Annotated in this window: 18 protein-coding genes; 11 read left to right on the top strand and 7 right to left on the bottom strand. The window is 60.0% G+C overall.

Annotation, left to right across the window (positions count from 1 at the left end):
- Positions 1 to 229: 229 nt before the first annotated feature.
- On the bottom strand, positions 230 to 1,357 hold the full coding sequence (locus LOY52_RS06290; RefSeq protein ID WP_047292128.1) for a branched-chain amino acid ABC transporter substrate-binding protein: 1,128 nt from the start codon (positions 1,355 to 1,357) through the stop codon (positions 230 to 232).
- A gap of 351 nt (positions 1,358 to 1,708) precedes the next feature.
- On the opposite strand from LOY52_RS06290, the gene LOY52_RS06295 reads away from it, so the two are divergent.
- Entirely contained in the window at positions 1,709 to 2,014 is a 306-nt protein-coding gene (locus tag LOY52_RS06295) for a DUF2288 domain-containing protein (protein WP_258678741.1), read from the top strand.
- Between the two features lie 295 nt (positions 2,015 to 2,309).
- Here the strand turns inward: LOY52_RS06295 and LOY52_RS06300 are convergent, their stop codons facing one another.
- Positions 2,310 to 4,508, bottom strand: coding sequence for a hypothetical protein (locus tag LOY52_RS06300; RefSeq protein WP_258678742.1), 2,199 nt, complete (start codon positions 4,506 to 4,508; stop codon positions 2,310 to 2,312).
- Positions 4,509 to 4,704: 196 nt separating this feature from the next.
- On the opposite strand from LOY52_RS06300, the gene LOY52_RS06305 reads away from it, so the two are divergent.
- Positions 4,705 to 5,601: an NAD(P)-dependent oxidoreductase gene (locus tag LOY52_RS06305; RefSeq protein ID WP_258678743.1), complete on the top strand. Its 897-nt coding sequence runs from the start codon at positions 4,705 to 4,707 to the stop codon at positions 5,599 to 5,601.
- On the opposite strand, the gene LOY52_RS06310 is transcribed toward LOY52_RS06305, so the two are convergent.
- Together LOY52_RS06310 and LOY52_RS06315 are read right to left on the bottom strand one after the other, a co-directional pair.
- Positions 5,492 to 7,774: a bifunctional diguanylate cyclase/phosphodiesterase gene (locus tag LOY52_RS06310; protein ID WP_258678744.1), complete on the bottom strand. Its 2,283-nt coding sequence runs from the start codon at positions 7,772 to 7,774 to the stop codon at positions 5,492 to 5,494. The genes LOY52_RS06305 and LOY52_RS06310 overlap by 110 nt on opposite strands.
- A 147-nt stretch (positions 7,775 to 7,921) precedes the next feature.
- Positions 7,922 to 8,290: a YkgJ family cysteine cluster protein gene (locus LOY52_RS06315; RefSeq protein WP_258678746.1), complete on the bottom strand. Its 369-nt coding sequence runs from the start codon at positions 8,288 to 8,290 to the stop codon at positions 7,922 to 7,924.
- Positions 8,291 to 8,591: 301 nt separating this feature from the next.
- Here LOY52_RS06315 and LOY52_RS06320 point away from each other — a divergent pair, with 301 nt between their 5' ends.
- Entirely contained in the window at positions 8,592 to 9,941 is a 1,350-nt protein-coding gene (locus tag LOY52_RS06320; RefSeq protein ID WP_258678749.1) for an MFS transporter, read from the top strand.
- Positions 9,942 to 10,092: 151 nt separating this feature from the next.
- On the opposite strand, the gene rapA is transcribed toward LOY52_RS06320, so the two are convergent.
- Positions 10,093 to 12,939, bottom strand: coding sequence for an RNA polymerase-associated protein RapA (gene rapA / locus LOY52_RS06325; RefSeq protein WP_258678752.1), 2,847 nt, complete (start codon positions 12,937 to 12,939; stop codon positions 10,093 to 10,095).
- 252 nt (positions 12,940 to 13,191) lie between these two features.
- Here rapA and LOY52_RS06330 point away from each other — a divergent pair, with 252 nt between their 5' ends.
- The 3 genes from LOY52_RS06330 to ccoM all read left to right on the top strand — a co-directional run bounded on the left by LOY52_RS06330 (position 13,192) and on the right by ccoM (position 14,069).
- Positions 13,192 to 13,533, top strand: a complete 342-nt coding sequence (locus LOY52_RS06330) for a hypothetical protein (RefSeq protein WP_003222394.1) — start codon at positions 13,192 to 13,194, stop codon at positions 13,531 to 13,533.
- Positions 13,534 to 13,645: 112 nt separating this feature from the next.
- Positions 13,646 to 13,807 (top strand): hypothetical protein, encoded by a 162-nt coding sequence (locus LOY52_RS06335; RefSeq protein ID WP_258678753.1) that lies wholly within the window; start codon positions 13,646 to 13,648, stop codon positions 13,805 to 13,807.
- 148 nt (positions 13,808 to 13,955) lie between these two features.
- Positions 13,956 to 14,069, top strand: coding sequence for a cytochrome c oxidase subunit CcoM (ccoM, locus tag LOY52_RS27295; RefSeq protein WP_003222396.1), 114 nt, complete (start codon positions 13,956 to 13,958; stop codon positions 14,067 to 14,069).
- Positions 14,070 to 15,103: 1,034 nt separating this feature from the next.
- Here the strand turns inward: ccoM and LOY52_RS06340 are convergent.
- Both LOY52_RS06340 and LOY52_RS06345 read right to left on the bottom strand, forming a co-directional pair.
- Positions 15,104 to 16,579 carry an inorganic phosphate transporter gene (locus LOY52_RS06340; protein WP_003222397.1) on the bottom strand — a complete coding sequence of 492 codons (1,476 nt, stop codon included), beginning with the start codon at positions 16,577 to 16,579 and terminating at the stop codon, positions 15,104 to 15,106.
- Positions 16,580 to 16,955: 376 nt separating this feature from the next.
- Positions 16,956 to 17,156 (bottom strand): hypothetical protein, encoded by a 201-nt coding sequence (locus LOY52_RS06345; protein ID WP_003222398.1) that lies wholly within the window; start codon positions 17,154 to 17,156, stop codon positions 16,956 to 16,958.
- Between the two features lie 654 nt (positions 17,157 to 17,810).
- On the opposite strand from LOY52_RS06345, the gene pcaR reads away from it, so the two are divergent.
- The 5 genes from pcaR (at position 17,811) to pcaF (ending at position 23,395) form a co-directional block, all read left to right on the top strand.
- Positions 17,811 to 18,653: a pca regulon transcriptional regulator PcaR gene (pcaR, locus tag LOY52_RS06350; protein WP_007963153.1), complete on the top strand. Its 843-nt coding sequence runs from the start codon at positions 17,811 to 17,813 to the stop codon at positions 18,651 to 18,653.
- Between the two features lie 294 nt (positions 18,654 to 18,947).
- Positions 18,948 to 20,294, top strand: coding sequence for an MFS transporter (locus LOY52_RS06355; RefSeq protein ID WP_258678755.1), 1,347 nt, complete (start codon positions 18,948 to 18,950; stop codon positions 20,292 to 20,294).
- Positions 20,295 to 20,556: 262 nt separating this feature from the next.
- Positions 20,557 to 21,414, top strand: coding sequence for a CoA transferase subunit A (locus tag LOY52_RS06360; RefSeq protein WP_003222404.1), 858 nt, complete (start codon positions 20,557 to 20,559; stop codon positions 21,412 to 21,414).
- Positions 21,414 to 22,193, top strand: a complete 780-nt coding sequence (locus LOY52_RS06365) for a CoA-transferase subunit beta (protein ID WP_258678756.1) — start codon at positions 21,414 to 21,416, stop codon at positions 22,191 to 22,193. The genes LOY52_RS06360 and LOY52_RS06365 overlap by 1 nt, the downstream gene beginning before the upstream one ends.
- Positions 22,190 to 23,395 carry a 3-oxoadipyl-CoA thiolase gene (pcaF, locus tag LOY52_RS06370; protein ID WP_258678757.1) on the top strand — a complete coding sequence of 402 codons (1,206 nt, stop codon included), beginning with the start codon at positions 22,190 to 22,192 and terminating at the stop codon, positions 23,393 to 23,395. Before LOY52_RS06365 ends, pcaF begins: the two co-directional genes overlap by 4 nt.
- The last annotated feature ends 31 nt before the right edge of the window (positions 23,396 to 23,426 follow it).

Genomic DNA, 23,426 nt, shown 5'->3' on the forward strand with positions numbered 1-23,426 from the left:
ACAACGCTCCTAAAAACCTGATACGCATTTCACTGGTGGAGTCATTTTCCCGCCCGGCCCCGTGGATCTATATCCACTTCGAATCCGGGTTTTGCCAGCGAACCGCTGATGACGGTTTTGAGATTTTCAGGTGGGGAGACTGGCGGATCACGCCAGCGCGGCCCATACATTCGTAAAACAAAGCCCACGGCACGCCGTGGGCTTTATTGGCAGTCAGTCAGGGCGCGCCTTACTGAGGCGAAACTTCAGTTTTAGGTTTGCCGAAGTGCCACTCGTAAACCACGAATTTGAAGTCCTTCAGGTCGCCCTTGGCGTCGAAGCTCAGGTCGCCGGTAGGGGTCTTGAAGGTGCCGGCGTGGATGGCTTCGGCCACTTTGGCCGCGTCTTCGGACTTGGCTGCCTTGATGCCTTCGGCAATCACTTCAACCGCCGAGTAGGAAGGGAACACGAACGGGCCGCTCGGATCTTCTTTCTTCGCCTTGAAGGCATCAGCCAGGGCAACGTTGGCCGGATCCTGGTCGAAGGATTTCGGCAGGGTCACCAGCAGGCCTTCGGAGGACTCTTTGGCGATCTGCGAAATGGAGTCGTTACCCACGCCTTCCGGACCCATGAACTTGGCTTTCAGGCCTTTTTCCTGGGATTGACGCAGGATCAGACCCAGCTCCGGGTGGTAGCCGCCGTAGTAGACGAAGTCGACGTTAGCTTGCTTGAGCTTGGCGATCATCGAGGAGAAGTCCTTGTCGCCGGCGTTGACGCCTTCGAACACGGCGACTTTCACGCCTTTCTTCTCCAGGGTCGCTTTGACTGCAGTGGCGATGCCTTCACCGTATTGCTGCTTGTCGTGCAGTACGGCAACGATTTTCGGCTTCACGTGGTCGGCGATGTAGTTACCGGCGGCAGGGCCCTGGGCGCTGTCCAGACCGATGGTACGGAAGACCATTTTGTAACCACGGGCGGTGATGTCCGGGCTGGTGGCAGCCGGAGTGATCATCACGACGCCTTCGTCTTCGTAGATGTCCGAAGCAGGCTGGGTGGAGCTGGAGCACAGGTGACCGACCACGAACTTGACGCCGTCGTTGACGACCTTGTTCGCGACCGCTACCGCTTGTTTCGGATCGCAAGCGTCATCGTATTCAACGGCTTCGAGTTTCTTGCCATCGACGCCGCCCTTGGCGTTGATCTGCTCGATGGCCATTTTCGCGCCACTGAACTGCATGTCGCCGTATTGGGCTACCGGGCCGGTTTTAGGGCCGGCAATACCGATCTTGATGGTGTCAGCGGCGAACGAATGGCTGGCAACCCCGGCCAGAACCATAGCGGCAAACAGTTTGGAAATCTGCTTAGTAGCCTTAGTCATAGTGCTCCACTCTTACTGTTGTAATTTTTTTGAGTTCTGGCGCCGTAGCAGCAGAACCGGGTCAGATATCTTTGCGATACCCTCCGGAAATGCCCCCGGCAACTGTACCGGTACAGTGTAGAGCGCCGGTTGTTGGCCTGGGAAGCAGGCGCCGAGGGACAAAACTTGGGGGTGTCGCATTTTTGAATGAAAAAGACAGAATTGCGGCGGGGCTTTCGTGGGCATATATCCCAAACACCAGCATTCCTTGGCGTTCCTGCTCTTTTCGTTCGGTGAAGCCATTTGCAACCGGGTTTTTCTGCCGGACCACCGACGTTATCATTCGCGTCGATTTCTTTTCCGGACAGTCCCATGAATCAAGAACCTAGCACCCTCTATGCCAAGCTGCTTGGTGAAACCGCATCTATTACCTGGAAAGAGCTGGAGCCGTTCTTCGCCAAGGGTGCCCTATTGTGGGTCGACCCTGCGCTTGATTTGATCGCCGCCGCCGAGGCCGTGGCCGCGGATGATGGCGAGAAAGTCGCCGCCTGGCTGGCCGAAGACAAGGTCGCCAAGCTGTCTGAAACGCGGGCGCTGGATATTTTCGAGCGTGATCCACAGCTGTGGGCGGTGGTGGTGAGTCCGTGGATTCTGATCCAGGAAAGGGCGGCCGTCTGAGACTGCGCACCTTTGTGGTGCGCTTGGTCATCAGCGAAAAGTGTGTAGCCGAGTAGCGTGATGGCACGTTGCCGTAGAGAAAGGCCACAAGCATGGGTGGCCTCACGGTGACGTAAACGTAACGGGAACAGTTTATTGAGCAGCCTGAGGGCTGCTTAATTGTTTCTGGATATTGGAATGACTGAAGGTTTTCAGTGCATTTGAAGGCCTCTTCGCGAGCAGGCTCGCTCCCACAGGGGAATGCATTCCAATGTGGGAGCGAGCCTGCTCGCGAATGGGGCGACTCGGTCTCCGATCAGACCGAGTAAGTCTTCCCGGTATGGTTATTCAGCGAAATAACCTTGGTCTTGCCGATCCGGTGACGGTAGATCTCGCGCAGGTACTTGATCGACTTCTTCACGCAATCGCGCGACAGGCGAATGTCGTTGATCGAGACGAACTTGTCCTTGTCGTTGATCAGTTCGCGGTACTTCTTCTCGTACATCGGCTTGATCGCGTACCAGTTGGTGTCGAGGATCTTCGCCGGGTTCTCGAACTCGTTGAGCAGATCGTCGATGCGGTCTTCGTCGAACTCTTCATTAATGATGAAGTCGAGGATCGAGTTATCCAGAGTCTCGTCAAAACGGTACGGGGTCTTGGCGAAGCAGCGCTTGATGAACGCCACGATCAACGTCAGGAAGTCGTCCGACAGGCACGGGCTCTTGGCGATCAGGGTGGTCAGCGACAGGTTGGCCGACGCGCCGATCACCAACGCATAGCGCTTGAGCGTGGTGTTGGGGAACAGGCTGTTGAGGTGAGTCTTCAACCGGTTCAGGTCCATGTACGACAGCTTGTAGTCTTTGGGCAGCGAAACAATCGAGACTACCGACGAGCAGTTCTTGAAGAAGTGCAGGTCGTGCAGCGCCGCGGCGTCGTAGCCGGAGTTCTTGTACTGCTCAAGCGAGGCGCGATAGCGCTTGGATTCGATCGGCAGCAGGCTGATGCCTTCGATGGCCTGGGTGACCTTGTTGAAGTGCGGCAGGTCGATCGAACGGAAGAACAGGTCGTCGATGTTCAGGCGCTGTGGCTCTTTGTCGAACACCTTGAACTTGTCGCTGCTCGGCGGCGGGGTTTCCGGCACTACCGATTCGGCGTAGGCAATCGCCACCGGGCCGGCCAGACTCATGAACAAGTCGTTGGCATCCAGGCGAATGGTTTCACCAATGTCGATGCCGGCGCGACGGAAGTAGTTCTGGTCGTAGTCGGTGGTCACCGCCTGCGCCGTCAGAATGTTGAAGATCTGCTGCGAGATGTACTGGTTGGCGTGCTTCTCCATCGCATTGACATCAATGTTCTGGATGTTGCCGTCATCGCTCTCTTCGGCGTAACGCATGATGTCGTTGGAGATCAGCATCATCGCGTTCCATGGGCGGATACGGCCCATGACGCTGGCTTCGCTGCTGTCTTCATTGGCGAAGTTGTAGGAGAAATCCCATTCTTCCGAAAGGTATTTGCACAGCAGGCGTCCGGCGTTGATGTGCAGCGCCTCGGACATTTCACTGCGGTGATCGGAAATGTTCGGCAGCACGCAGATACCGCTGGTGAAGATCGGCTCAAACACGAACGAATGCCCGCTCTTGCCGTCATGCTCGTCCATCGGCTTGGTGTCGAACGTCTTGTTCATGTACGAGTGCTGCTGGGCCAGACCGAATTCCGAGGCCATGCCCGAACCGGTACCGCCGCCGGCACTGAAAATCGAGAAGTACAGGCGCGACTGGTTGGCCTTGATGCCGCAGCTGTCGATCAGGTACGAGTGGATCATTTTCCAGTCAGGGCTGGAGAAGCGTTGGGTGTCCTTGTTGAGGATGATCTTCGCCAGATACTGGCCGAGGATCGGCGCGTTACCGGCGCCACCGGCGTGGACTTCGGACAAGTCCATGATCTTCATTTTGCTGTAGTCGCGCAGGAAGCCGCTTTTCTCGCCCTTGCGCGAGAAACGGATGCGCCCGGCGATGTCCTTGTCGAGGTCGCCCAGCATCACCAGCGGCTCGACGAGGAACACCGGTTTGCTCGACTTGTTCGGGCCGATCCGCAGATTCTGCTTGATCCACTGCGCCGGGCTGTAGCCCTTGTCGGCCAGACGCCGATCCGCCGCGCGGTCTTCATTGTTGAATTCGTTGAGGTAGAACTTGCGCGCGTTGTACACCAGCTCCGCGACGTCGAGGGCGATGTTCGAGCCGCAGCGACCGAGGCCGATCAGGCACACCGAGGGGAATTCCTGATCGTTGTGCTGTTCGTTGTCGCCTTCCAGGTGCGGTGGGCGCGGGAACACCAGATCACGCAGACCGTCGAGGTTGTCGAGGATGCGATCGGTGTTGGTTTCGGTGTAGTACAGATATTGCTGAGTGCCCAGCGGGCGCGAGGGAGGCAATGGCTTCGAAGGTGACGGGCTGTTTGCGGCAGGGCTCAGGGTCAGATCGGATACCGCAGTGGCGGGATTGTTTTTAGAAGTCATTGTGCGCCATATACCTGGACTGGTTGGTCCGCTGACCAGTGTCAACGAGCCTCACGGAATAAGATCTCGCGTCTTTTAATTGCGCGTATTTGGCCCGGGCGTCAGGGGCTTGGCCTGATCGTCGCGCGGGGGAATCCTTTCCTGATCGTTCATGAATCGGCCATTATTCAGTGATCTTTAATCGAAAAGAGGCAAAATGATGTCAACGCTACCTTCGTTGGGCTTTGCCGGAATCGGCCTGATGGGCCTGCCGATGTGCCGTCGTCTGCTGGCGGCGGGTTATCCGCTGACCGTGTGGAACCGCAACCCGGCCAAATGCGCGCCGCTGGTCGAAGCCGGCGCCCGGCAGGTGGCGAGTCCCGCTGAGCTGTGTGAACACGCGGAGGTGGTGATGCTCTGCCTGGCCGATACGGCGGTGGTGCGCGAGGTGGTGTTTGGCGCCGGAGGCATTGCTGAAAGTGCGAAAAACGGCCAGTTGCTGGTGGACTTTTCCAGCCTCGAACCGACCGCTACCCGCGAGATGGCAACCGAATTGGCCGACAAGACCGGGATGAGCTGGCTCGACTCACCGGTGTCTGGTGGAGTGGTCGGTGCCGAGGCCGGCAGTCTGGCAATCATGGTCGGCGGTGCAGCAGCGGATCTGGATCGGGTGCGCCCGGTGCTGCTCACCCTCGGTCAACGGGTCACGCACATGGGCGGTGTCGGCGCCGGGCAAGTGACCAAGGCCTGCAACCAGATGATCGTCGCCTGCAATGCGCTGGTGATCGCCGAAGTAGTGGCGTTGGCCGAACAGGCCGGAGTCGATGCGAGCCTGATTGCCGAGGCGCTGGCCGGTGGGTTTGCCGATTCGAAACCGTTGCAGATCCTCGCCCCGCAAATGGCCGAGAGCCGTTTCGAACCGGTGAAATGGCACGTGCGCACGCTGCTCAAGGATCTCGACACGGCGGTGAAATTCTCTCGCGAACAAGGCTCGGCCACGCCGATCAGCGGATTGGCCGCACAATTGATGCGCCTGCATGGGGCGCAGGGCTTTTTGCAGAAGGATCCAGCGACACTGGTACAAATGTACCGCGCGCCAGACTCAACGGATTGACCGCATGCGAGTGTTTACGCTGATTGATTTCTTCCAGCACCGGGCGTAACTCGTCCAGCGGCACCGGGCGGCTCAGCAGGTAGCCCTGAATGAAATCGCAGCCCGAGCGCTCAAGGAATTCGTATTGCTCCAGGCTTTCCACGCCTTCGGTCACCACCTGCAGATGCAGGGTGTGGGCCATGACGATGATCGCCTGGACGATCTCCATGTCGGCGGTCGCCTTGGGGATGTCGAGGATGAAGGAACGGTCGATCTTCAATGTGTTGAGCGGCAGGCGCTTGAGGTAGGCCAGCGATGAATAGCCGGTGCCGAAGTCATCGATCGACAGCGACACCCCGAGGGCGCGGATCTGCCGCAGCAACACCAAAGTATTGGCGATGTTGCCCATCAGCGCGTTTTCGGTGACTTCCAGTTCCAGGCGTTCCGGCGCGACGCCTGCGGTGCGCAGCGCACTTTCGATTTCATCGGCCAGCTCTTCACGGGCAAGGTTGAGCGGCGAGCAGTTCCAGGCGATTTTCAGTTCGTCGCAGCCATGGCGCGTCAGTTCGCCGAGGTCGGTGCAGGCCCGGCGCAACACCCAGTTATCCAGCTCGGCGATCAAGCCGTTGGTTTCGGCAATCGCAATGAAACGATCCGGGGCCAGCAAGCCATGTACCGGATGCTGCCAGCGAATCAGTGCTTCGAGTTTGGTCACCCGCCCGGTTTTCAGTTCGAAGATCGGCTGGTAGTAGAGCATCAGCCCGTTTTCTTCGCGCAGGGCGTGGCGCAGTTCTTCTTCCAGTTGCAGTTCGAGGCTGGCGCGGGTCTTCATGTTGGCGCTGAAAAAATGCAGGCCGTTGCGCCCCGCACCCTTGGACTGATACAGCGCCAGATCCGCGTGCTTGAGCAGTTCTTCGCAGGTGGTGCCGTCGTCGGGGAACAGGCTGATGCCAATGCTGGTGGTCATCACCATGCGGCGGCCGGCCAGTTCGATCGGCTCCTTCATTTTCAGCATGATCCGCTGCGCCATGTTGCGTGCTTCCTCTCGTTCACGCAGGCTGATCAGGATGCAGAACTCGTCACCGCCGAAGCGGGCGACCACGTCTTCATGGCTGCGCACCGAGCCTTTGATGTGATTGGCGATGACTTTGAGCAGGGCGTCGCCGGCGTCATGGCCGAGGCTGTCGTTGATCCGCTTGAAGTGGTCGATGTCGAGAAACATCACCGCGAGCATGCCGCCTTCGCTGGTTTTCTGACTAAGTTTCTCGGCGAAAAGCTGGTTGAAACCGCGGCGGTTGATCAGGTTGGTCAGCGCGTCGTAATTGGCCACTTGCTGCAATGACATCCGCGCCTGATCGAGCTGACCGAGCAGGGCGTTGACCCGGCGCAGATCGTGCTCCTTGTTCTGCAGTTTCTTGTCGGCGAGTGCCGCGCTGATCGCGCTGCCGAGAATCAGCAGGATGATCAATGCGACTGTCAGGCCCAGTTGCAGGTAATTGGTTTCGCCGCTCAGGGTCGGCGCTGCGCCCTCGGGCACCACCAGATGCAACGCGGCCATGCCGGTGAAGTGCATGCTGATGATGCCGGCGCCGAGGATCACTGCGGCGGTGTATTTGAGCAACTGATGAAAACGGCCGCTGCCTTCACGCAGATAACCGGCGACCCACAGTGCGGCGAAGCTGGCGCCGATGGCAATCACTATCGACAGGCAGAACAGCAGCGGCTGGTAATACGCGGTGGCCACCGAGTGCATCGCCGCCATGCCGACGTAATGCATGCCGGCAATGCCCAGGCCAATGACGATGGCGGTTTTCAGGTATTGCATCAGCGAGGGATGAGGCACGCTCAAGGTGTGCATCGCCAGCCACGAGGCGAGCAGGGCGATCACCAGGGAAAACAGGGTGGTGGCCAGTTCGTAATGGATTTCCAGCGGCGCCTGAAATGCCAGCATGGCGATGAAGTGCATGGCCCATATGCCGCCAGCCAGGCAGGTGGCGCCGATCCAGCGCCACACCCGTTGCGAGCCCGGATCTTCGGCGTGGCCAACCCGCTCGGCCATGTCGAGGGTGGCAAAACTCGCGGCGCAGGCGACCAGATAGGCCACCAGCACCAGCAAGGGATTGTGTGTGCAATCGAGAATGACCTGCCCGCTCTCCGGCAGCTCGGTAACAAACTGCAAACCAAGCCACTCCATAGCATCCCCGTCTCTGAAGTCGTCCCTGCTGCGTCAGCAACGCAGGCGAATGAGAGGAGTATAGAGGCGGTTTTTGCCATGCAAGCGGTAGTGGCACATTGGCGCCAACGATTTCGGCATGAGCGTTATAGCGATTGGCGCTAAACCTCAGGCGCTCTGCTCGTAAGGGATCTGATTCCATTCCGGTTCGAGAGGCGGCAAGCCGAAGCGGGCGCGCGCCTTGTCGCAATCGACATTCTGTTCGCCGTTTTCCCAGGATGACTCGAATTCGCGGCAGGGGCTGGAGCGTTGCTCGTAAATCGAGCATTGCACGTTACTGCCCACCTCACCGACCAACGCCGTACACCGCGGCGATTTGCAATCGGTGCCGTTCATCGCCACCCGACTGGGGCTGATCTGGGTGACCAGTTCATCGGGCACCGTTCCGCCGGAGGAGGCGCATTCACCCCAGAAAAAAGACACGCGAAAATGGGAACAGCAGGCACCGCAATTCAGACACGGACTGACTTCGGACATTAGGAGGGCATCAAAGGGGTTGATCGGCGAATCCGGACGGATCCGGCGGCTATTCTAGGCTTCGCCAAGAACTTGGGAAGGGGGGCATGAAAGTATTTTTTTGTGGCGGGATTTTGCTGCAAAACCCCCGGTTTATGGGGGATTGCTGCGTTATCAAGGGCTTACGTTTCTTTACAGTGCCATGGCTCATTATCAGGCTGACGAATGATCACAGACAGCCCCGGTCCGCCTGTCTAGATTGCAGGTTCCGGGCTCGGATGCGTCGGCAGTGAAGCCCTCATAACAATAAAGAGACGGACCCATGCAGAACTCGACCCAAGCGGCGAATGCCTGGCGCATTCTGTTCCTGTTGTTCCTTGCCAACCTGTTCAATTTCTTCGACCGCACCATTCCGGCGATCATCATCGAACCGATCCGCATGGAATGGCACCTCAGCGACTTTCAACTGGGGATCGTCGGTACCGCGTTCACCCTGGTTTATGCGATTGCGGGCCTGCCGTTGGGGCGGATGGCCGATACCGGTTCGCGCAGCAAGCTGATGGGCTGGGGCCTGGCGACCTGGAGCGCGCTGACGGCGGTCAACGGTCTGGTCGGCAGCTTCTGGAGTTTTCTGCTGGTGCGCATGGGCATCGGCATTGGCGAGGCCAGTTATGCACCGGCGGCCAACTCGCTGATCGGTGATTTGTTCCCGGCGCACCGTCGGGCGCGGGCCATGGGCATCTTCATGCTCGGCCTGCCGTTGGGCCTGCTGTTGGCGTTCTTCACCATCGGCGCGATGGTCAAGGCGTTCGACAGTTGGCGGGCACCGTTCTTTATTGCCGCAGTGCCGGGGCTGATCCTCGCGGTGTTCATGTTCTTCATCAAGGAACCCAAACGCGGCGCGGCAGAAACCGTCCAGGTCTCGCAGGACAGAGTCGACAAGCCGATCCGTCGGGTGCTCGCGGTGCCGACGTTCCTCTGGCTGGTGATGGCGGGCCTGTGTTTCAACTTCGCCACCTATGCCTGCAACTCGTTTCTGGTGCCGATGCTGCAGCGCTACTTCCTGATGCCGTTGCAGGACGCTGCGGTGGCGACCGGGGTGATTGTCGGTATCACCGGGTTGATCGGCCTGACCCTCGGCGGCTGGATCGCCGACAAGATTCATCAGCGGATCGCCAATGGCAGGCTGCTGTTTGCCGGGTTCAGTCTGATCATCTCGACCCTGTGCACGGCCTGGGCGCTGCATGCCGGCCGGGTCGAGATCGGCGTTTTCGTCGCGGTGTTCAGCGTCGGCTGGCTGTTTGCCTATAACTTCTATACCTGCGTGTACACGGCGATTCAGGACGTGGTCGAACCACGCCTGCGGGCCACGGCGATGGCGCTGTTCTTTGCCGGGTTGTACCTGCTCGGCGGCGGCTTGGGGCCGGTGGTGGTGGGAGCCTTGTCCGATCACTTTGCCAAATCGGCGATGATTTCGGCAGGCGCCGAACAGATGACCGAGGCGTTCAAGGCTGTGGGGCTGCATGATGCGATGTATCTGATACCGGTGGCGCTGTTCTTCACCATGGTGTTTCTGTTTCTGGCGGCGCGGTGTTTTGTGCGCGATGCGCAGCGGATGAGGGAGGGGTTGGTGGCGGTGACTGAACCAGATGGTGCGGTGGCGACTGCGTAAATCAAAAGATCGCAGCCTTCGGCAGCTCCTACATTGGAATGCGCTTCCCTGTAGGAGCTGCCGAAGGCTGCGATCTTTGTTTTTGCCCCTGAACAAAAAAAGGCCCGCATCGCTGCGGGCCTTCTTGTTTTCAGCACTGAAGCAGGGCGCTTTAACCCGCCACCAACACCCGGATCGCTTCCAGACGCAGTGCCGCTTTATCCAGCATCGCCAGACCCAGTTCACGCTGCTTGCGCAGCGCATCCAGTTCGCTGTCGCGTACGGTCGGGTTGACCGCTTGCAACGCGGTCAGGCGAGCCAGTTCTTCGTCGGTATCGGCGGCCAGACGACGACGGGCCTCGGCCACGCGCTCGGCGTGACGCGGGGTGATCTTGTCTTCACCGGCGTTGATCCGTGGCGTCAGCTGATCGCGCTGGGCCTGGATGAACTTGTTGGCGCTGGCGCGTGGCACGCTTTCCAGTTGATCGTTCAAGGTTTCGAACGAGACGCGGGCCGACAGATCGTTGCCGTTGGCGTCGAGCAGGCAGCGCAGGGCGGCCGGCGGCAGGTAGCGGCCCAGTTGCAGCGAACGCGGGGCCACCACTTCGCTGACGTAGAGCAGTTCCAGCAACACGGTGCCCGGTTTCAGTGCCTTGTTCTTGATCAGTGCGACGGCGGTGTTGCCCATCGAACCGGACAGCACCAGGTCCATGCCGCCCTGCACCATCGGGTGTTCCCAGGTGATGAACTGCATGTCTTCGCGCGACAGCGCCTGGTTGCGGTCGTAGGTGATGGTCACGCCTTCGTCGTCGCCCAGCGGGAAACTGGCGTCGAGCATCTTCTCGCTCGGCTTGAGGATCAGGGCGTTTTCCGAATGGTCTTCGCTGTCGATGCCGAACGCGTCGAACAGGGTTTCCATGTAGATCGGCAGGGCGAACTGATCGTCTTGCTCAAGGATGTCTTCGACCAACTGATCGCCTTCGCCCGAACCGCCGGAGTTGAGTTCCAGCAGACGGTCGCGGCCGGTGTGCAGCTCGGCTTCCAGACGCTCACGCTCGGTGCGCGCTTCGTCGATCAGCGCTTGCCATTCGCCGTCATCGGCTTCTTCGAGCAGCGGCAGCAGGCGCGGGCCGAACTGATGCTGCAAGGCGTTGCCGGTCGGGCAGGTGTTGAGGAACGCGTTCAGCGCTTCGTGGTACCACTGGAACAGACGCTCTTGCGGGCTGGTTTCCAGGTACGGCACGTGCAGTTCGATGATGTGCTTCTGACCGATCCGGTCGAGACGCCCGATACGCTGTTCGAGCAGGTCCGGGTGCGACGGCAGATCGAACAGCACCAGATGGTGGGCGAACTGGAAGTTGCGACCTTCACTGCCGATTTCCGAGCAGATCAGCACCTGTGCGCCAAATTCTTCGTCGGCGAAGTAGGCGGCAGCGCGGTCACGCTCGAGGATGTTCATGCCTTCATGAAACACCGTGGCCGGGATGCCGGAACGCACGCGCAGCGCGTCTTCCAGGTCCATCGCGGTTTCGGCGTGGGCACAGATCACCAGCACTTTGGTGCGCTTGAGCATTTTCAGCTGATCGATCAGCCACTCGACGCGCGGGTCGAATTTCCACCAGCGCTCTTCTTCGCTGGCGTCCGGCTGGGCCTGGAAGCTGACTTCCGGGTACAGCTCGGCGTGATCGCCCAGCGGCAGTTCGAGGTATTCGTCCGGGCATGGCAGCGGGTACGGGTGCAGTTTGCGCTCCGGGAAACCCTGCACCGCGGCGCGGGTGTTACGGAACAGCACGCGGCCGGTGCCGTGGCGGTCGAGCAACTCGCGCACCAGACGGGCGCTGGCTTCGGTATCGCCATCGTTGACCGCGGTCAACAGGGCTTCGCCTTCGTTGCCGAGGAAACCGTGGATGGTCTTGTGTGCTTCCGGCGACAGGCGTCCCTTGTCGAGCAGCTCCTGAACGGCTTCAGCCACCGGGCGATAGTTCTCGCTCTCGGCGCGGAACGCGGCCAGGTCATGAAAACGGTTCGGGTCGAGCAGGCGCAGACGGGCGAAGTGGCTGTCCTGACCGAGCTGTTCCGGGGTCGCGGTGAGCAGCAGCACGCCGGGAATCACTTCAGCCAGTTGTTCGACCAGCGAATACTCGGGGCTGGCCTTGTCTTCGTGCCACACCAGGTGGTGGGCTTCGTCGACCACCATCAGGTCCCAGCCGGCGGCGAACAAGGCGTCCTGCGCCTTCTCGTCTTCGACCAGCCACTCCAGGGCAACCAATGCCAGCTGGGTGTCTTCGAACGGGTTGGTGGCATCGCTTTCGATGAAGCGTTCTTCGTCGAACAGCGCCACCTGCAGGTTGAAACGGCGGCGCATTTCCACCAGCCACTGGTGCTGCAGGTTTTCCGGCACCAGGATCAGCACACGGTTGGCGCGGCCCGAGAGCAGTTGGCGATGGATCACCAGACCGGCTTCGATGGTTTTACCCAGACCCACTTCGTCCGCCAGCAGAACCCGTGGCGCGATACGGTCGGCGACTTCACGGGCGATGTGCAACTGGTGCGCGATCGGTTGCGCACGCACGCCGCCCAGACCCCAGAGCGAGGACTGCAACTGGCGGCTGGTGTGTTCCAGAGTGTTGTAGCGCAGGGAGAACCACGACAGCGGGTCGATCTGCCCGGCGAACAGACGGTCGCTGGCCAGACGGAACTGAATGAAGTTCGACAGCTGGGTTTCCGGCAGGGTAACGGCTTCGTTCTGCCCGTTGAGACCGTGATAGACCATCAGTCCGTCGACGTCGTCGACTTCGCGCACGGTCATCTTCCAGCCTTCGAAGTGAGTAATGGTGTCACCCGGCGAGAACCGCACGCGGGTGAGGGGCGCATTCCGTAGCGCGTACTGGCGGGTTTCGCCAGTGGCCGGGTAAAGCACGGTCAACAAGCGGCCGTCCTGTGCCAGAACGGTGCCTAAACCAAGCTCTGCTTCGCTGTCACTGATCCAGCGTTGCCCCGGTTGATACTGCTGCGCCATGCTGCCTGACTCCCACCTTGAAAAAGCGGGCTATCTTAACGGAATGCAGGCTTCAGGGCCAAAGATTACTGGGTAGGCGCTGCCGCAGGCTGCGATCTTTTGATCTTCGGGAACGCTTTGCGTTCTACGGCGTTCCATTAAAGATCGCAGCCTTCGGCAGCTCTTACAGTGCCAACCCGGTCACAAGTTTGCGACCAGTGGCTCAAGGCGCCTTTGCCGCAGCCGATAGCCTGCTGACAGGAGACCCTTCATATGCTGCCACCGATGCTCCCCCTGAGCGCTGTGCCGATCACTTCCCAGCAGGATCCGATTCGCCAGCGGCCGGACATTCCTCCGGTGGTGCCGGTGCAGGAAAGCTCCAACGAAAGCACGATCGACCTGCAAAAACGCGACCCGGAAGAGGATCGCCTGCTGGCGCGCGAAGAACAGCGCCGTCAGCAGGAACGTGATCGTCGCCGGCGCGAAGCCGACGAAGACCCGGAAGAACATCTGGCCGTGCCGGGCACCGAGCTGAATGCTGACAACACGGTGCCGGTGGTGCCGCTGATGGAAGATCAGCCGCGTCAGGGCTTGTGGGTCGATATCGAGATCTGAGTCTGCTTATTTACATCAATTGTTGTCGAGCTCTGGCGTCAGGCTGCATGATTGGCGCAGTCCTGCCTCTGATGCGGCAGTTGTGTTTTCTTCAAGTGATGCGCTGAACGTCATGAGCCAAGATGAAAAACTGATCGACCTCGGCACCGAGCGCGCCAAGCGTGTGCATGATCTCAACGAAAAGCGCCTGAACGAAGTGCGCAAGGCCTTCGAGCAGGCGATGCCGTTGGGAAAAGTTAAGAAAAAGTCGAAAAACAAGCCGAAAAAGCGTTGATCTCCCCCTGCATCCTTTGATGCAGGTCAGTTATTTTCCCGCGTTTACCTTCTGTGTTGACCGGACTTGATCCTGGTCAATTTCTGCGCCTGCGTGATTGGTTAACTTAGCTCCATCGCAGCAAAGCAGGGGCCAGGAGGCCACAGTCATGTTTTTCGATAACGTGGTGTTTGCCGGGGTTCTGACCGTAGGTCTCATGGTTCTGTTTTTTGCAGGGTTTGGATTTTTTATCTGGAAGGATGCGAATAAGCGCAAGAAGTAGTCTTTCCGGGTTTGATGAGCACGCAAGGCATTTTGGGCGACTTCGGTTGCCCTTTTTTTTGTGTTTTTGGCGGCCGCTGGGCCGACCATGTTCTTGGGGTTTTGGGTGTATATCCGTTGCTGCGGGTGTTGCTTATTACGGTTCCGCCCTTACGGCGGGTCACCTTTTCCAAACGCCGAAAAGGTAACCCAAAAGGCTTTACCCTGACGTTCGGCCCTCGCTTAGGCTCGGGTTCCTTCGCTGCGGGATTCATCCGGGGGCAGCGCCTACGGTTTGCTTCGCTGCACCTCCTCTCGCTGTGTTTGGCTGCGCCAAACGGTCGCTGCGCTCCCACCCCCGGATAAATCCCTCCACTCAGCCTGCCGACGGGCCCTCAGATCAAAAGCTTTACTCGAGCTAACGCTCATTGTGTTGAGTGGGGCGGCTTCGCCGCATGGGGTGCACGAAATCTGAACTGTACCTGCTGGCGATGGCGGCCTGCGAGCCGACCAGTCTCTAACTGACCACACCCCATCCCCCTGTGGGAGCGAGCTTGCTCGCGAAGGCGGCCTGATAGCCGACCAAATCCCAAACTGAATACACCCAATCCCCTGTAGGAACTGCCGAAGGCTGTGATCTTTTGATCTGCTTTGGCTCTGGCTCTGGCTCTGGCTCTGGCTCTGGCTTTGGCTCTTGATGTGGCTTTTGATTTTCAGCCCCTTCGGCAGGCCGAGCGTAGGTGTCCATCAGGGGGTGGGCGCGCAGCGCCATGCGGCGAAGCCGCATACATCGAGAGGAGGTGCAGCGAAGCAAACCGTAGGCGATGCCCCCTGATGGGCACCGTAGCGAGGGAACACTGAGCCTCAGCGAAGTGCCGTACGCCGGGGCAAAGCCTTTTGGGTTACCTTTTCGGCGTCTGGAAAAGGTGACTCGCTGTAAGAGCGAAACCGCCAGCGGCGGCACCCGTAGCAACGGATATGCCCCCAATCCAACCAAAGCAAAAAAGGCGCGATCCTTTCGAATCGCGCCTTTTCATCAAAGCTTGAAGCAGCCTATCAGCTACCCAACGCTTTGGACGCCAACCAGAACAACCCAGCCGACAGCGCCACCGTCGCCGGCAAGGTCAGAACCCACGCCAGCAGGATAGTGCGAACAGTCCCACCCTGCAGGCCGCTCTTGTTGGCGACCATGGTGCCCGCCACTCCCGAGGACAGAACGTGAGTGGTCGATACCGGCAGACTGAAGATGTTGGCCATACCGATCAAACTGGCAGTAGTGATCTGCGCCGACATGCCTTGGGAATAGGTCATGCCTTGCTTGCCGATCTTCTCGCCGATGGTCAGTACCACGCGTTTCCAGCCGACCATAGTACCCAGGCCAAGGGCCAGGGCCACCGCCAGAATCACCCAGAACGGGGCATATTCAGTGGTGGTGGTCAGGTCTTTGCGCAGTTTGTCCAGGTCAGCTTTTTCACGCGCTTCCAGGCCCGGAAGCTTGCCGACTTTCTTCGCGGTGTCGTCCAGGCACAGCAGGTAACGACGGACTTCGATGCGGCTTTCCGAGGACAGCGAATGGTAGTCCGCTACACCTTTAAGGGTGCCAAGCAGGGCGTTGATGGTCGGTTCGGTCTGCTGCGGGTTGCAGCGGAACTTCTCCGGCAGGTCGCCTTCAACGCTTTTGCCCAGGGCCAGGAATTCGCCCAGGGAATCGGCATTGCGCTTGTAGAACTGGCTCAGGTGCAGGGTCGCGTCGCGGGTGCGCTCGATCTGGTAAGTGGTGCTGCTCAGGTCGAGGACGAACTGCGCAGGCACGATACCGATCAATACCAGCATGATCAGGCCGATGCCTTTCTGGCCATCGTTGGAGCCGTGCACGAAGCTCACGGCCATGGCCGAGATCACCAGGACCAGGCGGTTCCAGAACGGCGGGTGCTTCTTGTCGTCGATCTTGCGGCGCTGTTCCGGGGTCTTGTGCATCTTCGACAGCGGGCGCCACCACTTCAGGCCGATCAGGATCAGCGCGGCGATCAGGAAACCGGCCATTGGCGAGAACACCAGCGAGGCGCCGATGTCGATCGCTTTCTGCCAGTTCACGCCGTCGGCCAACGGGATGTTGTTGATCAGGGCATTGGCCAGGCCGACGCCGAGGATCGAGCCGATCAGTGTGTGGGAACTGGAGGCCGGGATACCGAAGTACCAGGTGCCCAGGTTCCAGGTGATCGCCGCGGCGAGCAACGAGAACACCATCGCCAGGCCATGGCCGGTGTTCACATTGATCAGCAGTTCTACCGGCAGCAGGTGAACAATGGCATACGCCACGCCAACGCCGCCCAGCAACACGCCGAGGAAGTTGAACACACCGGAGAAGAACACCGCCAGGTGAGGCGGCATGGCTTTGGTGTAGATAACAGTGGCTACCGCGTTAGCGGTGTCATGAAATCCATTGATGAACTCGAAGGCGAGGACAAACGTCAGGGCGAGCAAGAGGCTCACAAGCACCCAAGCATCCAGTCCGCTGAATAAATCGATCATGAAGGTTTTCTGACCCGGTCATAAGGGGGCGCGATTATGCCAGAAAAGACTGGAAATCGATCCCCTACCTGCTCATCGGTAGCAATCAATGTCGAATTAAATTGTTGCAAGGTGCAAAGCCCTAGCCTGACGCAGGGTTTTTCAAGTCGTTGATTAGCTTGAAAAAAACTTAGGGCAGCAGGCAATTTGTCGAGCGCGCGAGGGCCTCAAACGCTTGTGTGAAATATCTCTGAAACGAGTCAGACACGCTCCTTTCCCGTGCAGGACAGGGGAGGTGGGCCGCTGCCCGCGGGTAGCGGGCGCGCAAGGCATGGTCGGGTCACCGTGCTTTTAGCCGGTGGCGACGCAGACTCTCGAAAATCTCAGGATCGCCCGTTCAGGGCTCTTCGGTTTTGAGTTCTTCTTCCATCTTTTTCAGTTCTTGCTGGAAAACCTGATCCTGAACGGTAGGGCGTTTACGCCATGCCTTGCGTTCCGGTTCGGGTTGAGCGGCGTAGGTGGTGACTTCCCCGCCGTAAACTTCCTTGTAACGTTGTTCCTGGCGCTCAAGTTCCGCGCGCAGTTCGTCTTTCGTCACAGTGCTACCTGTTTGAGTTGAGATAAATATCTGGTGAAACGCTCGGCAACGAGTCGATTGAACACGTCCACCAAAGGGCAATGCCGGTTCGGGCATTGGCGTTATCGGCAGGGCGATCAAGACTTCCATGTTGCAGGCGGCTACGGCACCAGATTAAAACTGACGCAGCATCAGTTTCCTGTTTCAGCAAGCGCGCTGGCGGTGCATGAATAATGAGCGTCAGGCGCTGGCCGGGCTGACGGCAATAGGCATCGGGTCAGCAGGCGGCACCCTCGGCCAGTGAAAACGTGGCGCCACTGAGGTGCATTATAGCGGTCGATTCAGGAATGACTATCTTTGCCAAGTTAAAAACGGTTCGGGATGTGTGATCGTTTTGTTACTGACAAGTTTTATCGCTAGTTGAAATTCGCCGAAACCTTTTAAGGACTCGCGTTCAGTTTCTGGCGCCATTAAGTCGAACAACTAAGGGGGGCAGCGAAGTTGGATGAACAGGCCAGGTGAACGAATCAAGAAGCCATGCACGACAGCCGGGGATGGATTGCGATAATCGGTCGGCGGTTCGATAATCGCCCGATGTTGGCGACTCGACTCTTGTGCATCCGTCGGCGAGCCGCTTGTATAGCCATTGATCCGTGCCGGAAACAAGGACAAGAAATGAACGATCAAATGCGCAACTCCTTCACCTCCGTGGCGCCGCCGATCGTCGCTTCGCCGGCCAAGCGTATCCAGGCGCTGACCGGCGATCCGGATTTCATGACCTCGCTGGCCCGTGGCCTGGCGGTGGTGCAGGCGTTTCAGGAGCGCAAGCGGCACCTGACCATTGCGCAGATCAGCCATCGCACGGAAATTCCCCGCGCCGCCGTGCGCCGTTGCCTCCACACACTGATCAAACTGGGTTACGCCACCACTGATGGCCGTACTTACTCGTTGCTGCCCAAAGTGCTGACCCTCGGCCACGCGTATCTGTCGTCGACGCCGCTGGCGGTGTCGGCCCAGCCGTATCTCGACCGCATGAGCGAGCAACTGCACGAAGCCTGCAACATGGCCACGCTCGAGGGTGACGACATTCTGTACATCGCCCGTTCGGCGACCACGCAGCGGTTGATCTCGGTGGACCTGTCGGTGGGCGGGCGTCTGCCGGCCTATTGCACCTCGATGGGCCGCATCCTGCTGGCGGCGCTGGACGACACTTCGCTGCGCGAATACCTCGACCATGCCGAACTGGTGGCCAAGACCAGCCGCACGCTGCATACCCCGGAAAGTCTGCTCGAATGCCTGCAGGAAGTACGGCAGCAGGGCTGGTGCATCGTCGATCAGGAACTCGAACAAGGCCTGCGTTCGATTGCCGTGCCGGTCTACGACGCGTCAGGCCAGGTGGTCGCGGCGCTCAACGTCAGTACCCACGCCGGTCGCGTCAGTCGCACTGAACTGGAACAACGCTTCCTGCCGGGCCTGCTCAGTGCCAGCCGCGACCTCAGCGCGCAGCTGTTCGCCTGATGAAGCTGTTCGATAAACGCACAGTGTTGCGTTTATCGAATTGACGCTAAAAGCTTCGGATCATTAATGTCGCGGCAGCGTCATCCGGCGCAGATTTGAATGAGCCTGCCGGATTGTCGACTCCCATAATAATGACAAGAGGCAACTCACCATGCGCATGCTCCCCGACTGTCTCAGCTCCATTCCCTGTTGCCGGATTCACCGCAACGCCTGATTTCGATCTTCTATTCTTGTGACCGTGCCGCTCTTTGGCCGGCCGCCGTTCGACTGCGTTTTTTGCGTGGAATAAAAATAATGAACCAGCCTCAGTCCGCTGTAGGTAACTGCCTCGACGTGCAGACCTTCATCAATGCCCAACCGATCTCGCGCTATCAGTGGCGCGTGGTGATCCTGTGTTTCCTGATTGTGTTTCTCGATGGCCTCGACACCGCGGCGATGGGTTTTATTGCGCCGGCGTTGTCCCAGGACTGGGGCATCGACCGCGCCAGCCTTGGCCCGGTGATGAGCGCCGCGTTGATCGGTATGGTGTTTGGCGCACTGGGGTCCGGCCCTCTGGCTGACCGTTTCGGGCGCAAAGTGGTACTGGTCGGCGCGGTGCTGCTGTTCGGCGCTTTCAGTCTGGCTTCGGCCTACAGCACCAACGTCGAACAATTGCTGGTGCTGCGTTTCCTCACCGGCCTCGGTCTGGGCGCCGGCATGCCCAACGCCACCACGCTGCTCTCGGAATACACCCCGGAGCGCAAGAAATCCTTGCTGGTGACCAGCATGTTCTGCGGCTTCAACCTCGGCATGGCCGGTGGCGGTTTCATTTCGGCGAAGCTGATCCCGGCGTTCGGCTGGCACAGCCTGCTGCTGATCGGCGGGATCCTGCCGCTGATCCTCGCGGTGGTGCTGCTGTTCTGGCTGCCGGAATCGGCGCGTTTTCTGGTGGTGCGCAATCGCGGCACCGACAAAGTACGCAAGACCTTGTCGCCGATCGATCCGGTCACCGTGGCGCAGGCGGCGAGTTTCAGTGTGCCGGAACAGAAAACCGTGAAGGCGCGCAACGTGTTCGCGGTGATTTTCTCCGGCACCTACAGCGCCGGCACGTTGTTGCTGTGGCTGACCTACTTCATGGGCCTGGTCATCGTTTACCTGCTGACCAGTTGGCTGCCGACCCTGATGCGTGACAGCGGCGCGAGCATGGAGCAGGCGGCGTTCATTGGCGCGTTGTTCCAGTTCGGCGGGGTGTTGAGTGCCGTCGCTGTGGGTTGGGCGATGGACCGCTTCAATCCGCACAAGGTCATCGGCACGTTCTATCTGTTGGCCGGGGTGTTTGCCTACGCGGTAGGGCAGAGCCTGGGCAACATCACGTTGCTGGCGACCTTGGTGTTGGTGGCGGGGATGTGCGTCAACGGTGCGCAATCGGCGATGCCTTCGCTGGCGGCGCGGTTTTATCCGACCCAGGGGCGGGCGACCGGGGTGTCGTGGATGCTCGGGATTGGCCGCTTTGGCGCGATTCTCGGGGCGTGGATGGGCGCGACGCTGCTGGGGTTGGGCTGGAATTTCGAGCAGGTGCTGACGGCGTTGGTGATTCCGGCGGGGCTGGCGACGACGGCGGTGGTGATCAAGGGCATGGTGAGTCATGCGGATGCGACCTGATATCGCGGTTTAAGCCGAAAAGATCGCAGCCTTCGGCAGCTCCTACATTGTAATGCGTACACCTGTAGGAGCTGCCGCAGGCTGCGATCTTTTGCCGACAACACAGAACGATAGGTTGATAACAATCCGTTCGATAAACGAACACTCAGTCGATTATCGGATTGTTTGGCGATTTTCAGCGGCTTAATCTGCAGTGACTCCGGCGCTGAACCTCGCGCCTTTTTATCACTGGCGATTCACTACAAAAACGGGAGCCTGCTCCATGGCTGAGATCCTTTCGCTGCACGACGCGGTGAAGCAATTCGTCAACGACGGCGACACCGTCGCGCTCGAAGGCTTCACTCACCTGATCCCTACGGCAGCAGGTCATGAAATCATTCGTCAGGGCAAGAAAGATCTGACCCTGGTGCGGATGACGCCTGACCTGATCTACGACCAACTGATCGGTGCCGGTTGTGCACGCAAGCTGATCTTTTCCTGGGGCGGCAATCCGGGTGTGGGTTCGCTGCACCGTCTGCGCGATGCGGTCGAGAAACAATGGCCGCATGCGCTGGAAATCGAAGAGCACAGCCACGCCGACCTGGCCAATGCCTACGTCGCCGGCGCTTCCGGCCTACCGTTCGCCGTGCTGCGAGCCTACGCCGGTTCCGACCTGCCGAAGGTCAACCCGCTGATCAAATCCGTGACCTGCCCGTTCACCGGTGAAGTGTTGGCGGCCGTGCCGTCGGTGCGTCCGGACGTCACCGTGATCCACGCGCAGAAAGCCGACCGTCAGGGCAACGTGCTGCTGTGGGGCATTCTCGGGGTGCAGAAAGAAGCGGCACTGGCGGCCAAGCGCTGCATCGTCACCGTCGAGGAAATCGTCGACAACCTCAACGCACCGATGAACGCTTGCGTGCTGCCGACCTGGGCCTTGAGCGCGGTTTGCCACGTACCCGGCGGCGCGCATCCGTCCTACGCCCACGGTTACACCGAGCGTGACAATCGTTTCTATCAGGCGTGGGATCCGATCGCCCGTGACCGTGAGACGTTTACCGCGTGGATCAACGAATACATCCATGGCTGCGCTGACTTCAGCGAGTTCCAGGCCAAGTTGGCCGCTGCTTCGGAGGCCAAGTAATGACTTACAGCACCAATGAAATGATGACCGTCGCTGCGGCCCGTCGCCTGAAGAACGGCTCGGTGTGCTTCGTCGGCATCGGCCTGCCGTCGAAAGCGGCCAACCTCGCGCGCCTGACTTCGTCGCCGGACGTGGTGCTGATCTATGAATCGGGCCCGATTGGCGCCAAGCCGAGCGTGCTGCCGCTGTCGATCGGTGATGGTGAACTGGCGGAGACCGCCGACACCGTGGTACCGACCGGTGAGATTTTTCGCTATTGGCTGCAGGGTGGGCGCATCGACGTCGGTTTTCTCGGCGCCGCGCAGGTCGACCGTTTCGGCAACATCAATACCACCGTGGTCGGCGACTATCACGCGCCGAAAGTGCGCCTGCCGGGTGCCGGTGGCGCGCCGGAGATCGCCGGTTCGGCGAAAAGCGTGTTGATTATCCTCAAGCAGTCGGCGCGTTCGTTCGTCGACAAGCTCGACTTCATTACCTCGGTCGGTCACGGCGAGGGCGGCGATTCCCGCAAGCGTCTGGGCCTGCCGGGTGCCGGCCCGGTCGGGATCATCACCGACCTGTGCATCATGGAGCCGGAAGCGGGCACCCACGAATTCGTGGTCACCGCGCTGCACCCGGGCGTGACCCGCGAGCAAGTGGTCGCCGCCACCGGTTGGGCCATTCGTTTTGCCGACAACGTTGAAACCACGGCGGCACCGACCGAAGTCGAACTGACTGCACTGCGCGATCTCGAAGCGCGCACCGCCGCCGCCCACGGCCAGGCACCGGGAGAAGCATGATGCGTGACGTGTATATCTGCGATGCGATTCGTACCCCCATCGGCCGGTTCGGTGGTGGTCTGTCCGCCGTGCGCGCCGACGATCTGGCCGCCGTGCCGATCAAGGCATTGATGGAACGCAATCCCTCGGTGGACTGGAACGCGATCGACGAAGTGTTCCTCGGCTGCGCCAACCAGGCTGGCGAAGACAACCGCAACGTGGCGCGCATGGCGCTGCTGCTGGCGGGCTTGCCGGACAGCGTGCCGGGCGTGACCCTCAACCGTCTCTGTGCCTCGGGCATGGACGCGATCGGCACTGCGTTCCGTGCCATTGCCAGTGGCGAGATGGAGCTGGCGATTGCCGGCGGTGTCGAGTCGATGTCCCGCGCGCCGTTCGTGATGGGCAAGGCGGACGCAGCGTTCTCGCGCAACATGAAGCTGGAAGACACCACCATCGGCTGGCGTTTCATCAACCCGTTGATGAAAGCTCAGTACGGCGTCGACGCGATGCCGCAAACCGCCGACAACGTCGCTGACGACTATAAAGTGTCGCGCGCCGATCAGGACGCTTTCGCCCTGCGCAGTCAGCAACGCACGGCCGCCGCGCAGGCTGCGGGTTACTTCGCCGAAGAAATCGTCGAAGTGCGGATTGCCCACAAGAAGGGCGAAACCGTGATCAGCCAGGACGAGCATCCACGCGCCGACACCACGCTTGAAGCGCTGACCAAACTCAAACCGGTCAACGGCCCGGACAAGACCGTCACCGCCGGCAACGCGTCCGGCGTCAACGACGGTGCTGCCGCGCTGATTCTCGCGTCGGCGGAAGCGGTGAAAAAACACGGCCTGACAGCACGGGCCAAAGTGCTGGGTATGGCCAGCGCCGGCGTTGCGCCACGGGTGATGGGCATCGGCCCGGTGCCGGCGGTGCGCAAACTGATCGAGCGTCTCGGCGTGGCGGTCAGCGATTTCGATGTGATCGAACTCAACGAAGCCTTCGCCAGCCAGGGCCTGGCAGTGCTGCGTGAATTGGGTCTGGCCGACGATGCGTCGCAGGTCAACCCGAACGGTGGCGCGATTGCCTTGGGTCACCCGTTGGGCATGAGCGGGGCGCGGTTGGTACTGACTGCGTTGCATCAGCTGGAAAAGACCGGCGGCAAGAAAGGTCTGGCGACCATGTGCGTCGGCGTCGGGCAGGGTCTGGCCCTGGCCATCGAACGCGTCTGACGCAGCGCGTCGACTGATAAGAACAGAGGAA

It is taken from the genome of Pseudomonas sp. B21-051 (genome assembly GCF_024748795.1).
Lineage (GTDB): Bacteria > Pseudomonadota > Gammaproteobacteria > Pseudomonadales > Pseudomonadaceae > Aquipseudomonas > Aquipseudomonas putida_A.

Coding starts and splice junctions, on each gene's coding strand:
- LOY52_RS06290 (WP_047292128.1), bottom strand. CDS start 1,357: ATGACTAAGGCTACTAAGCAGATTTCCAAACTGTTTGCCGCTATGGTT.
- LOY52_RS06295 (WP_258678741.1), top strand. CDS start 1,709: ATGAATCAAGAACCTAGCACCCTCTATGCCAAGCTGCTTGGTGAAACC.
- LOY52_RS06300 (WP_258678742.1), bottom strand. CDS start 4,508: ATGACTTCTAAAAACAATCCCGCCACTGCGGTATCCGATCTGACCCTG.
- LOY52_RS06305 (WP_258678743.1), top strand. CDS start 4,705: ATGATGTCAACGCTACCTTCGTTGGGCTTTGCCGGAATCGGCCTGATG.
- LOY52_RS06310 (WP_258678744.1), bottom strand. CDS start 7,774: ATGGAGTGGCTTGGTTTGCAGTTTGTTACCGAGCTGCCGGAGAGCGGG.
- LOY52_RS06315 (WP_258678746.1), bottom strand. CDS start 8,290: ATGTCCGAAGTCAGTCCGTGTCTGAATTGCGGTGCCTGCTGTTCCCAT.
- LOY52_RS06320 (WP_258678749.1), top strand. CDS start 8,592: ATGCAGAACTCGACCCAAGCGGCGAATGCCTGGCGCATTCTGTTCCTG.
- rapA (WP_258678752.1), bottom strand. CDS start 12,939: ATGGCGCAGCAGTATCAACCGGGGCAACGCTGGATCAGTGACAGCGAA.
- LOY52_RS06330 (WP_003222394.1), top strand. CDS start 13,192: ATGCTGCCACCGATGCTCCCCCTGAGCGCTGTGCCGATCACTTCCCAG.
- LOY52_RS06335 (WP_258678753.1), top strand. CDS start 13,646: ATGAGCCAAGATGAAAAACTGATCGACCTCGGCACCGAGCGCGCCAAG.
- ccoM (WP_003222396.1), top strand. CDS start 13,956: ATGTTTTTCGATAACGTGGTGTTTGCCGGGGTTCTGACCGTAGGTCTC.
- LOY52_RS06340 (WP_003222397.1), bottom strand. CDS start 16,579: ATGATCGATTTATTCAGCGGACTGGATGCTTGGGTGCTTGTGAGCCTC.
- pcaR (WP_007963153.1), top strand. CDS start 17,811: ATGAACGATCAAATGCGCAACTCCTTCACCTCCGTGGCGCCGCCGATC.
- LOY52_RS06355 (WP_258678755.1), top strand. CDS start 18,948: ATGAACCAGCCTCAGTCCGCTGTAGGTAACTGCCTCGACGTGCAGACC.
- LOY52_RS06360 (WP_003222404.1), top strand. CDS start 20,557: ATGGCTGAGATCCTTTCGCTGCACGACGCGGTGAAGCAATTCGTCAAC.
- LOY52_RS06365 (WP_258678756.1), top strand. CDS start 21,414: ATGACTTACAGCACCAATGAAATGATGACCGTCGCTGCGGCCCGTCGC.
- pcaF (WP_258678757.1), top strand. CDS start 22,190: ATGATGCGTGACGTGTATATCTGCGATGCGATTCGTACCCCCATCGGC.